The organism is Bartonella sp. AP65SXKL, from assembly GCF_042195725.1.
GTDB lineage: Bacteria > Pseudomonadota > Alphaproteobacteria > Rhizobiales > Rhizobiaceae > Bartonella.
This window is the reverse complement of the sequence record NZ_JBHIOW010000001.1, coordinates 55765-69408: the sequence shown is the minus strand read 5'-3', so window position 1 is coordinate 69408 and position 13644 is coordinate 55765. Positions and strand designations below refer to the sequence as shown.

The following is a 13644-nucleotide window of genomic DNA, read 5'->3' as shown; positions in this document are numbered from 1 at the left end:
ATTTGATCTGTCAGAGCTTAATCCATCGAATGCTTTGCTATCTTAAAAGACATGAGGTTGAGCAATTACGTTGTGTTGTTTTGATCTATGCACTTTTTTCTAAATGGGAGAATTTAAATTTAAAATTATGGAGTGTAAATAATGCAACGCAAATTGAAATTAAGTTTTTGTGCGGTAATGGCCAGTGGTTTTTTTGTCAAGATTGCGAGTGCATATGGAGTAGCTACACCAAGAGAAAAGTTATTAACACCAGTAAGTATCAGTGAACACCTAGAAGAGACAAGAAAGTTGTTATCGGAAGTGAGGGGACTAAAAGAAAAAAAGGGGGGATCAAAAAAGATAGAGAATAAACAGACAGTAGAAGGAAGTGATCTTTCAGAAGAGGAAAGGAAGAGATTAGAAAAGCTATTCTTTGAAGTACTCACAAATTCAATAATAAGCGATGGTGCTACGATCTATATTACTAACCGTGACTCTGAAGGTTCTGAAATAAATAGCTTTAACTATAAAGATGCAGCTTATTCCATTAATAATACGGTTAGAGAAGGGGGAAAACTCTACATTGATGCAGCAAGTGTTAGCAGGGATACGACAATTGAGCATGGTGGGATTGAGTTTGTCCAAAACTTGAGCAGTTCGGAATATGCCGCTGTTAAAAAAGGGGGGAAACAAATTGTTGAGAGTGGTGCAAATGCAGAAGGGGCTCAAATCCATGGCGGTGAGCAGATTATTTTTGGTAAGGGGTTTCTTGGGGATGGTTTGTCGCGTAAAGATAAGGAAAGTAGTGCTTATGGCACTGAAATTCATGCTGCAGATGGAATGCTAGGAATACAAAGTGTCTATAGTGGGGGGATGGCTGTTGACACAAAGATTATGAAAGATGGTGTCCAGAATCTTGATGGTAAAGAGAATTTTCATAACGGTTTCTCAGAAGATACTGATACAGCCGATATAGAAGATGAAGATTTTACAATTAATGAGGGGGCTTTTGCACTGAGTACCGAACTTTTTAAAAATGGTATACAGAATATCTTTGCAGGAGGGAATGCGAGTGAAGTCGCTTTATACGATAGAGCTATTCAGAATATATATGATTCTGGATACGTGGATAATCTAACCATTAATCATCAAGCAAGGTCATGGGCTTTTGCTGGTGCAATATTAGATAAGGATACAAATGTTCATGATTTTGGTAGTCTCTATCTTTATGCTGGGAATGGTGAAGCTGTTACGGAAGTAGAAAATCTTAATTTAAATGGAGAAGATAGCAAACTATACATTATTGCTCCTGAAGATAACAGCAAAAAACCTCACGTTAATATCCAGAATTTAACTGGAAGTGGCAGAGTTATTTTTACGTACTTAGGGACTAATAAGCATTACTCTAAGCTTAATATTGATGATCTTTCAGGTTCTTTACATTTTGATTTTAATGTCAACTTTGCCAAGCATCTTAGTGATTATCTTGTCATTAAAGAAAGTGGTTCAGGTTATCACACAATAAGTGTGGCTGATTCTGGGCGTGAAATTACAATCCCTTCCCACAAAAAGCTTAAATTAATTTCTGATCGCAGTGGAAATGCTCATTTTATTCTGGCAAACACTTTTGGTGAAAAAATCAAAGCTATTGATGCCGGAACCTATCGGTATAGTTTGAAACATAGAAACAATAAGGGGGCTGGTAAAATTTGGTATTTAGATGCGAATTATGCTCTTGATGAGACAAATACCTCTTTATTTTCTGATTTTAGCTTGCAACCATTTGCTATAGCTTCATTATCGAAGGATCTCACAGAACGCACAATTGAAAAGGGGATGATTGTTACGATTGCTGATCCTAGCTTTGATAGTAACGTTGAGAAAGTTGAAAGCACTGGAGAAACTTCGATTAGTAATACAGTTAAAGACGGTGGAAAGATCTCCGTTTATCACGGTGGTTTTAGCTTGTATACAACAATTCAAAGAGGCGGCACTGAGCTTGTTAGAACACAGGGTCTTTCACAGGATAGTACAGTTAAGAGAGAGGGAAAACAAAAGGTTAAAGATGGGGGAAAAGTTGAAGGGGCTAAAATTTACGGTGGTGAGCAGTTTGTTTCAGGAAAGTCTGATATCAAAGGGGAGATGGTAAGGAGTAGCGCTCATGACACTATCGTTTCTGGTGAGAATGGAGTGCGAGGATATCAGAATGTGTATGATGATGGAGAGGTTTTTAGCTCAAAGATCATGGAAGGAGGGGTACAAAATCTTTATGTGGAAGAAGATTTAGACCATTATAGCAGTTTTGCCTTTGATACGAAGGTCTTTTCTGGTGGACAGCAACATGTTTTAGCGGGAGGAATCGCGATTGGCGTTCTTTTAGAAGGGACTGCTTTTCAGGCAATAGATTTAGGAGGTTATGTAAAAGATTTAACCGTTAAGGATCAAGCACAATCGTGGTTACATGGTGGCGCAACATTGGAAGGAAAGACAACGGTTAATGATTCTGGACGGATTTATCTTTATGCTGGTGCAGAGCAATCTCGTACTGAAGTAGAAAAAATTGTCTTAAATGGCAGAGATACAAAATTGTACGCGATTGCCTCTAATATAGATGGTGAAAGTTCTTTGATTGAGAATCTGAGTGGGAATGGTCGTGTTATTTTTACTTCTACCGTGTTTAATCCACATTACTCTAAACTTGAGATCAATGATCTTTCAGGGAGTTTACATTTTAGGTTGCATACTAATTTTGCAGAACAGCGCGGTGATTATCTTCTGATCAAAAAAGGATCAGGTAATCACACCATAAGCGTTATCGATTCTGGTGTTGAAATTACCAATTCTCCTCTACAAGATCAGAATTTAGTTTTGGAGCTTGATTTAATTCATGTTCAAAGCGGAAATGCGCATTTTACTCTGACAGATTTTTCTGGTGAAGAGACGAGTACGATTGATGGTGGAGCCTACATGTATGGCTTAAAGACAAAAGATGATAATGGGGGAAAGACTTGGTCTTTGGCTACATCACAAATAACTTCTGCTCCTGTAATTCCTTCACCTCATGTGGAGTCGCCTATAGATAAGCTTCCTGAAAAAGAAGAAAATATGACATCGGCAAAAGATTTTAGTATCTCTGATGTAATTCATTACAGCATTGGGGAAGGAGGAGGAATTCTACAAAGCTCTTTGCTCGGTGATGATAACGTAGTTTATGTCTCTGATGATGGAGAGCAAGGTGTTCTTAAGAAGTCTATTAATAATACAATTCAGGGATCAGGAAGACTTTATGTTGAAGCTGGTGGTTTCAGTAAAAATACAACCATTGAAAATGGTGGTACTGAGATTGTAGGGGAACAGGGGGTCTCAGAATCTACGATTATTTACGAGGGTGGAAAACAAAAAGTGGAGGGGGGAGGCTCTGCATTGAGAGCTGAAATTTATGGTGGGGAGCAGCTTGTTTTTGGAGATGGGTATGTGGACGGTGGAATTGTTGGGAGCAGTGCTTATGATACGACACTTTATGGTCAAGGTGATACGCCGGGACAGCAGAATGTATATGATGATGGGATGGCTGTGGGAACAAAAGTGATGAGTGGAGGAGTACAAACTCTTGCTAAGTGGTTTCCTAATGATGATAACTTTGCAGAAAAAGCCGGCGGTTTAGCTGTAAATGCTGAAATCTTTTCAGAGGGTGTGCAGCGTGTTTTAGCAGGAGGTGAAGCAAATACAGTCATTTTACGCACTGGTGGTGTTCAAGAAGTCTATGCAGGTGGAATTGTAAAGAATCTAACGATTGAAGGTAATGCTAATTCATGGATTTCTCCTGGTGCAATATTAGGAGGAGAAATAAAAGTTCAGGATTTTGGTGGGCTCCATCTTGATGCTGGAGACGATGGTCAACAAACTATAGTAGAAAACATTGAATTAAATGGAGAAGACGCTCAATTATACTCCGTTGCTCGTGGGTTTGACGACAAAAGTACACGCATTCAGCAGTTAAGCGGTGTAGGAAAAGTCATTTTTACCTCTTTTGAAGATGATTTATATTACTCTCAGCTTTACATTGATAATCTAGCAGGGAGTCTACATTTTAACTTTAATGTTAGCCTTGCAGAAGAAAAAGGTGATTATCTCTTTATCAAAAATGGCCGTGGTTCTCACACAATAAGTATTTTAGATTCCGGTATTGAAATTGTTGATCCTTCTTCAACAGAACTTGATTTAATTGTTGATCAAAGTGGTGGCGCATCTTTTACTCTACAAAGTTTTTCTGGTGCAAAAATTCCAATTATTGATGGGGGAACTTATACCTATGGCTTAAAACACAAAAATATTGAGAATGAAGAGGGAAAAATTTGGTATTTGACTGCAGTTTACATGGATAGTGCGTCACACAGAAGCAGATCTATGCGGCATTTAAATCAAAATCAATCAGTTTTTTCTCTTTCAACTATTGCAGCACCACAAGCGCATGCTATTAAATTGCCACGTCGAAGAAAAAACCGCCAAAACTTAAGGCAAAAATCTCAGGTTTCTGTATCTCCAACTGTTTCCTCTCTTGGAAGTCATGTTATTGAAGTCTTAGGTTCAGGAAGTTCTCATCCTCTTTCTGATGAAAAACAACAAACTGCTGTTTCAACCTCTTCTCAATCTTTAGCCGATCAAATGATTGTGCGTCCAGTTCATAAAGAACAACCTTTTCCACAATTGAGTGAGAAACTTTCAGTTTCTCACTTTTTGACCACTCCCTCTACAGATGCGGTATTGTCTATGTCTGTGGCTCCAGCGATGGTTTTTCACAATGAAATGCAAACCGTACGTGCGGGAAGAGGAATTCTAGATAAAAGTAAAAAGAATACGGCTTTATGGACCTATGCGGTTAAATCTAAAGAGAGTGTTGTTACAGAGCATATAGATTTTAAACTGGATCAGACCGGTATCGTTTTGGGGATCAATGGTTTAAGCGAGTGGGAAAATGGAGAATTTTATATAGGTGGTTTTGGCAGTTATGATCGTGCCCGTGTTGCGCATGCACGGGGGGGTAACAGTGGAATCAATACTTATGGTATTGGTGCTTATGTCACTTATTTTGATCATAGTGGATGGTATCTCGATGGTATTTTAAAATACAATCATTATCAAAATACTCTAAAAGCCGTTTCAACGAATGGTTTAGGGATTGAAGGAACATATACTCAAAGGGCATTGGGAACTTCCTTTGAAGCTGGTTATCGACTTAAGACGTCAAAGAACAGTTGGTTACAGCCTTATGGACAATTTACATGGTTACAAGTTGAGGGTAAAGAAATCAAGTTATCGAATGACATGACAGGTGACATGTGTCCATTCACTTCATTACGCAGTGAGGTTGGCTTATCTTTAGGATATGAATTTGGTTCTCACATGGATTCCTCATCGCTTGCGTATATTACAGCAGCATGGTTGCGTGAGAATAAAGATGACAATCAAACGTTAATTAATCAACGCCATCCATTTACCACTGACTTATCGGGGAATGCAGGTAAATTAGGAATAGGTTTAAGCAGTTTAGTGAGTGAGAAGTTAAAGTTATATGGTGAGGCCCATTATATTAAAGGGCGTAAAACAAAACAGTCCTTTCAGGGTATTTTAGGTGTACGCTATCGTTTCTAACGATATGGTTATTTTTTAGTTATCTTTAAATGTATGATTAGTTTTTTTAAGTTTTTAATGCAGCATCAGAGAACAATTTTTCAGAGTACGCAGCTTCGTTTTTCATGATAAACTGTATACCCTTATATACTTGATTATGCATTACTTTTTATCTTTGATAAGAAAACTCCGAGAAAATGCTAAAGAAGCACTATAAAAGCGCTCTTATATTCTTGATCAAAAAAGTATTTAAAAACTATAAAGAACGGTTTTTTATGAGATAAGGGGGATTTTTAAGAAGGATTATTGCAATCTAAGGTTGAAAATATGTTTTGTAGAGCTAATTACGTTTAGTGTCTATGCAGGCGTGAAGGGGGGAGGATATGGCTCTACAATATAAATGGAAACGACATTGTTGGATACTCATGTTGAGCAGCTGTTTTGTGCAAGCTGCTGCTGCAAATGAGGGGAGAACAGCACTTTTTTGTCAATCTTCAAGTTATGAAAATGATAAAGTATTTCAAGATCAATACAATGAGGATATGAAAACAGGCAGATGCATACTTGGAGCCTCTAATGATGTCATGGTAAGAACGCGCAATGAATTAGACTTTTTGAAAAAGCCTAGCGATTTTATCATGGATAAGGGTGCTAGAGTGTTTGCGAGTCAACAGGAGCTTGACAGCAGTCATCGTGACAATGCTGGATATAATGCACAAGAACAAAATACTGCATTCCTTAAAAAGCCTGAACTTATTTCCATTAAAGATGGGGCAATGTTAGAAAATTATATCCTTGATAATGAAGGTAAAGCATACATTTCAAATGATGGTGAGATTGATAGTCCAGGGCGATCCATTAATAACACTGTAAGGAATGGTGCAGAGCTTTATGTGTATGCAGGAGGACTCAGTGAGAATAGTAAAATTGAACATGGTGGAATTGAAAATGTTCAGGCTTTAAAGGGAAAACAAGGTTTTTCGAAAAATGCTGTTGTTAAAGAAGGCGGGCACCAAAGTGTTGGAAATGGAGGGAAAGTAGAGGGGACTAAAATTTATGGCGGTGAGCAGCTTGTTTTCGGCGAGGGGGATATTGGAGGAGAGATTAAAGGCAGTAGTGCTTCTCATACTATCATTTATGGTCAAGATGAAACACTAGGCCAACAAAAAGTATATGATGGCGGAAAAGTTTGGAATACAAAAGTTATGCAAGGGGGTGTCCAAGAGGTTGGACAAAAGTCTCAAAGTGCAAAAAATGGTGGTTTTGCATTTGACACAGAAGTTTTTGGTGGTGGTAAACAACATATCTTAAAAGGCGGTCAGGCTATTGGAGTCACTTTAAATGAGAGTGCTATTCAGGAAATATATACTGATGGATCTGTAAAAAATCTAACAATGAATGATCAAACAAAATCATGGGTGTATGCTGGAGCAACATTAGAAGGCAAGACACAGGTAAACCATTCTGGGCAGATCCATCTTTATGCTGGAAATGATCAACAACGCACCACAGTAGAAGATATTATTTTAAATGGAAAAGATACAAAACTATACTCTATTACTGATGAGTTTGATGGAAAAAGTTCTTTGATACAAAAATTAAGTGGTGAAGGGAGTGTTATTTTTTCGTTTACAGGTTCTGATCCATATTATTCTCAGCTTCATGTGAATAATCTTTCAGGAAATTTACATTTCGCGTTCAATACTACGATTGCCCATAACCGTGGTGATTATCTCTTGGTTGAGAAAGGCGCTGGGAAACATACAATAAGTGTTGCTGATTCTGGAGTTGAAATCACGGATCCTTTTTCAAATAAGCGTGATTTAATTACGGATCAAAGTGGTGGAGCGCATTTTACGCTGACAGATCTTAAGGGTGAAAAAATTAACGCCATTGATGGTGGAACTTATATGTATGATTTGAAAGAAAGAAAGGATGAAAATGGAAAAGTTTGGTTTTTATCGGCAGACCGCCTCAGTGGACCAGAACCTTCTATACCAGATCCGACAAATCCTTTTTTTCCTGGAGAAACATCAACAACCCCCTCTACAGATGCAGTGTTAACGTTGTCCGTAGTTCCTGGGCTTATTTTTAATAATGAGTTGCAAATTATACGGAATGGTAGAAAAATTTGGGACAGAAATAAGAAAGATATCGAACTATGGACTTATGGGATTAAGAGCAGAGAACGTGTTGCGACAGGCCATACACACTTTAAGCTTGGGCAGACAGGTTTAGTCTTTGGTGCTGATCAGTTGAGTGAATTAAGGCATGGAGAGTTGTATGTTGGTGGTTTCGGGAGTTATGATCAAGCACGTATTTCTCATGCACGAGGTGGTGACAGCGATTTGAGCTCTTATAGTATTGGAACTTACGCAACTTATTTTGATCATCGTGGATGGTATATGGATGGTGTTTTGAAATATAATTATTACCGAGATAATTTGAAAGCCATATCAACGAATGGTTTAGCCATTCAAAGTCATTACAATCAGTGGGCGATAGGTGGATCATTTGAGATTGGTTGTTATTTTGAACCGGCACAGAATACTTGGATGCAGCCTTATATCAAGCTAACAGGTTTGCAGGTTGAAGGTAAAAGAATAAAACTTTCCAATGGAATGATAGGTGATCTAAGCCCATTAACTTCATTCCGCAGTGAAGTTGGATTGACTGCAGGACATGAATTTTTTGTGAGTTCAGAAACTTCATTAACAGCTTACATTATGGCAGCTTGGTTGCGTGAGAATATAAATAATAATTATACGACAATTAATAACCAGTATAAATTTATTACAGATTTATCAGGCAGTGCGGGTAAATTGGGAATTGGTTTAAACGGTTCGGTCAATGATAAACTAACACTTTATGCGGAAGCACATTATCTAAAAGGACATAAGATTAAGAATGCTCTTCAAGGTATTTTAGGATTACGCTATAGTTTCTAAATATGTGTGCATGGCTGATTAACTTTACAAATGTAATTGTTTTGCAAACTTAAACAGATAACGTTCGGCTATGTCTTCTCGAGAGTGTAAGGACTTTCTCAAATAGTAGAAATGTCTTTATACTCTCTCTTTTAAAGGCAACATACTGAATTTATAATAATAATTCATTTCTATGCATGTTGAATGAGAGTCGCGAAAATCATAGGATTCTCTCATTCCAAATCTGTTTATGTTGAATCAATCAAAATTATTCGCTTGGCACATCGCAAGCGGGATGAAGGTGTGTATAAAAACTATACAAAAAAGAAGTAAAAATGTCTCTGATGAATCGTCTCTAGTGTCAAGGGCTGTCACAACATTGGGATGGCAAAGTGTATGATGATATCGGCCCGCTTCTTCATAAGCGTAAAGATTGGGGGGGCAATGGCTTTACCGGTATATCATTCATGGATGACGTGGCGAAATGGGCTTGAGTGCATTGAGAGATGTCTCTTTAAAACAAGTGAGTGAATGTACAACCCAATGGCGTTTTGTTTTACGTGAAGAGGGGGCCCCATTAAAGGGCACGAGCATTTTTTTCATCTATAATTCCAGATATGCAAATTATTCCTTTAACTTAAGTGAACATTTTGAATTTTATTCAATTTTTCTGCCTTAAGTTAGAGTTTTTTAGTGGTTTATAGATAAACAACTTTAAGTTGTTTAAATTAAAAAAATACACTAAAAAATTGTATTTAGACATAAATAAAACACATTATGATACAATCTAAAATGAGCTATCTATGTAGTCGCGGGGTATTTTTCTAAATAATTGAGAGTGGAGTGTGGATAATGCGGTATAAATACAAATTAAGTTTTTCAGTATTGATGATCAGTAGTTGTCTTTTGCAATCTGCAAGTGTAGTTGAGAGTAGGAATAGAGTGCTAACAAGAGCAACAGATGTGGGAAATAGAGAAGAGGAAGAAAAAAATTTAGAACTGATTGCTAGTTTTTTCAAAAATAATATTACGATTGAATATGGTGATGTAGAGCTTGTTGAGAATGGAAAAACTTCCGTGGGGTCCACTATTAAAAAAGGAGGGATGCAAATAGTTACACGAGCAGGAATTGCAATGAGCGCCAAAATTTTGGGAGGTCAGCAGTTTATTCATGAAGAGCCAAATATTGATCTTACACTCGTGGTTAGACGAAGTAGTGCATATAATTCCACAGTTACTGGTGGAGATGGAGCAATAGGGCAGCAGAATGTGTATGATGGGGCAGAGACTTGGTATACGAAAGTGGGAGATAACGGAGAACAAAATCTTTATGCAGGACAAAGAAAAGAGGGGGGAAAATCAATGTATGCTGAGGTCTCTGGGAATGGGAGACAGCATGTCTTAGCGTTAGGAGAATCGGTGAAAACTACTTTGAAGGATCGAGCTACTCAAGTTGTATATCCTATAGGATTTGTAGATACTTTAACAATTACGGATTTTGCCAAATCGTGGCTACATGTTGGTGTAAAAGAAGTCGTTGGGGAAGTAAGGGTTAATCATCATGGAGAACTTTATTTGTTTGCAGGTGATTCAACAAACCATATCACCAAGAAAAGCATTCCTATAGAAAGAAAAACTGATGAAATAATAAAACCTGATGAAATAATATTTGAGATTGGTGAACGGGATACCCAGCATAAACCTCAGATTAAAATTAAAGATTTAGGTGGTAATGGAGGGACTGTTACTTTTACTTCTATTCCGTATGATCCACGACATATTTCGCTTCATGTTGAGAAACTTTCAGGGGATTTACATTTTCGTTTTAATATAAATGCTATGGGAGATTATAATAGCGATTATTTGTTGATCGATAATGGTGCCGGTAACCACAAAGTAAGTGTTACAGATTCTGGTCGGGAAATTACAGATTCTCTCCTACAAAGGAATGGTTTAGTTAGCGGAGTCAATTTAATTACCGATAAAAGCCAAGAGGGAGGTGCTAATTTTACTCTGGCAGACCTTTCGGGGACGGACATTACAGCTGTTGATGGTGGAACCTATCAGTATCGCTTGCTGAAGAGAGAAAGATGTGCTGATTCTAGTGGTCATTCTACAATTTGGTATTTATCTAGAGCTTCTGAAGATATGGGACGTTCGGATACTGAGGTACAGTGTATGAATAAGAAAGCGAAGACTCCTCTTCCATTATCTGCAAGGAGTGGTACACAGTCTGATCAAGCCGCCTCTTCTGGAGAGAAAAACACCAGTCTTCGTTCACCTACTAAAAAAGAGATGCCCAAGCAACGTCCTCCACGTCATTTAAGAGGGGCACAGAATGTCTCTAGTGTTTCTGTATCTCTCTCTCAAGAAAATCAGACTCTTGTAGCGTTACCTCCATCAGGTCTTCATCCTTTTTCTGATGAAAAACAACAAACTGCTGTTTCAACCTCTTCTCAATCTTTAGCCGATCAAATGATTGTGCGTCCAGTTCATAAAGAACAACCTTTTCCACAATTGAGTGAGAAACTTTCAGTTTCTCACTTTTTGACCACTCCCTCTACAGATGCGGTATTGTCTATGTCTGTGGCTCCAGCGATGGTTTTTCACAATGAAATGCAAACCGTACGTGCGGGAAGAGGAATTCTAGATAAAAGTAAAAAGAATACGGCTTTATGGACCTATGCGGTTAAATCTAAAGAGAGTGTTGTTACAGAGCATATAGATTTTAAACTGGATCAGACCGGTATCGTTTTGGGGATCAATGGTTTAAGCGAGTGGGAAAATGGAGAATTTTATATAGGTGGTTTTGGCAGTTATGATCGTGCCCGTGTTGCGCATGCACGGGGGGGTAACAGTGGAATCAATACTTATGGTATTGGTGCTTATGTCACTTATTTTGATCATAGTGGATGGTATCTCGATGGTATTTTAAAATACAATCATTATCAAAATACTCTAAAAGCCGTTTCAACGAATGGTTTAGGGATTGAAGGAACATATACTCAAAGGGCATTGGGAACTTCCTTTGAAGCTGGTTATCGACTTAAGACGTCAAAGAACAGTTGGTTACAGCCTTATGGACAATTTACATGGTTACAAGTTGAGGGTAAAGAAATCAAGTTATCGAATGACATGACAGGTGACATGTGTCCATTCACTTCATTACGCAGTGAGGTTGGCTTATCTTTAGGATATGAATTTGGTTCTCACATGGATTCCTCATCGCTTGCGTATATTACAGCAGCATGGTTGCGTGAGAATAAAGATGACAATCAAACGTTAATTAATCAACGCCATCCATTTACCACTGACTTATCGGGGAATGCAGGTAAATTAGGAATAGGTTTAAGCAGTTTAGTGAGTGAGAAGTTAAAGTTATATGGTGAGGCCCATTATATTAAAGGGCGTAAAACAAAACAGTCCTTTCAGGGTATTTTAGGTGTACGCTATCGTTTCTAACGATATGGTTATTTTTTAATTGATCTCAATGATAATTTTGATAGGAAGCATTTAAGATTATGAAAGAAGATTCAATATTTATTGAGATTCTGTAGCGTATCTTTATGATGGGATGAGCAATTGCAGGTATTTTTATTAAAGTTTTCTTTATAATTTATTCTATGTTTTTGAGAATTTGTGTAGATTTTTGCAGAGTCACTTGGCAAAGGGTTCCTTGCTCGCTATAGAAATGGCTAGAGAATATTATAAATGAAATAAAGGTGGTTAAATGGCTTTAGAGCGTACTTTTTCGATGATTAAACCAGACGCAACCCGTCGTAATTTGACTGGCGCAATTACTAAAATGCTTGAGGATGCGGAGCTACGTGTTATTGCGTCTAAACGTGTCTGGATGAGCAAACGTGAGGCTGAAAAATTTTATGCTGTTCATAAAGAACGTCCTTTTTTTAGTGAATTAGTTGAATTCATGTCTTCTGGTCCAACCGTTGTACAAGTTTTGGAAGGTGAAAATGCAATAGCTAAAAACCGTGAAGTAATGGGGGCTACGAATCCTAGTGATGCAGAAGAAGGGACAATTCGTAAGGTTCATGCTTTATCGATTGGCGAAAATTCTGTCCATGGATCCGATAGTGCTGAAACGGCAAAAACAGAAATCGCCTTTTGGTTTCCTGAGGTAGAAATTGTTGGTTAATAAAGCGTTTATAATAATAAAGCGTATATAAGAAGCAAAAATCCGAAACACTATATTTCGGTTTTTTGCTTATGAGATTATAGATTTTTTTGAAAGCATATGGAGCATTAATCGTTTTTTTAGCTTTTAATATTGCAGCTGCTTTTACGAAAATATAAAGGCTATTTACTCTTTTCTGAAGAGTTTTTATCTACACGCTACCCTTACTTGTAATGTGCAAAAAAGCATTTTATTGATCTATCATTAATAGATTTAAAATAAATCAATCTTATGCTATTCTCATCTCTTATTTAAGTACAAAAAGATAAATCATCATTATAAAATTCCATACTATTCATAGGATAACGTGTTTTAAACCTGCACGAAAATAATCCCACCCTGTCCACAATGTAAGGAGGGCAGAAATCCACAGCATAGTAATGCCAAACTCTACTGTGTAAGGGAAAATTTTATTACCGGCTGGTCCAGCTAAAAGAAATACAATAGCGATCATCTGTACAAAAGTTTTCCATTTTGCAAGACGAGAGACAGGAACACTAACTTTTAACTCCGCCAAATATTCACGTAATCCTGATACAAGAATTTCTCTGCAAAGAATGATAATAGCTGCCCATAGAGTCCACCCAGCGATGGTACTGTCTGCGGCAAGCAAGAGCAAACAAGCAGAGACGAGAAGTTTATCGGCGATTGGATCTAACATGCGACCAATATTGGATGTTTGTTCCCAAATACGAGCAAGGTAACCGTCAAGAAAGTCAGTAATGGATGCAACGATAAAAATAGAAACAGCAATCCAGCGAGTGATATCACTTGATTGTAGTCGCCCTTCTAAAAAAAAGCATGCAACAACCATTGGGACTGCAACAATTCGTGCATAAGTTAAAATATTTGGAAAAGAAAAAGTATGATTTTTCATGGAGCCATTTTTAATTCTTGTGAAAGAGAATATATTTC

At 37.5% G+C, this 13644-nt stretch carries 5 protein-coding genes; 4 read left to right on the top strand and 1 reads right to left on the bottom strand.

The window, feature by feature from the left end; translation table 11 throughout:
- Positions 1-141: 141 nt before the first annotated feature.
- The 4 genes from bafA (ACFIMP_RS00270) (at position 142) to ndk (ending at position 12690) form a co-directional block, all read left to right on the top strand.
- The gene (bafA, locus tag ACFIMP_RS00270) at positions 142-5631 is read left to right on the top strand and encodes a BafA family autotransporter (RefSeq protein WP_375685884.1); all 5490 of its coding nucleotides are present in this window, start codon (positions 142-144) and stop codon (positions 5629-5631) included.
- Positions 5632-5993: 362 nt separating this feature from the next.
- Positions 5994-8558 (top strand): BafA family autotransporter, encoded by a 2565-nt coding sequence (bafA, locus tag ACFIMP_RS00265; RefSeq protein ID WP_375685883.1) that lies wholly within the window; start codon positions 5994-5996, stop codon positions 8556-8558.
- An 831-nt stretch (positions 8559-9389) separates the two neighbouring features.
- Positions 9390-11999 (top strand): BafA family autotransporter, encoded by a 2610-nt coding sequence (gene bafA / locus ACFIMP_RS00260; protein WP_375685882.1) that lies wholly within the window; start codon positions 9390-9392, stop codon positions 11997-11999.
- 268 nt (positions 12000-12267) lie between these two features.
- Entirely contained in the window at positions 12268-12690 is a 423-nt protein-coding gene (gene ndk, locus ACFIMP_RS00255; RefSeq protein ID WP_375612918.1) for a nucleoside-diphosphate kinase, read from the top strand.
- A gap of 334 nt (positions 12691-13024) precedes the next feature.
- On the opposite strand, the gene pgsA is transcribed toward ndk, so the two are convergent.
- The gene (gene pgsA, locus ACFIMP_RS00250) at positions 13025-13606 is read right to left on the bottom strand and encodes a CDP-diacylglycerol--glycerol-3-phosphate 3-phosphatidyltransferase (RefSeq protein WP_273723320.1); all 582 of its coding nucleotides are present in this window, start codon (positions 13604-13606) and stop codon (positions 13025-13027) included.
- Between the last annotated feature and the right edge of the window lie 38 nt (positions 13607-13644).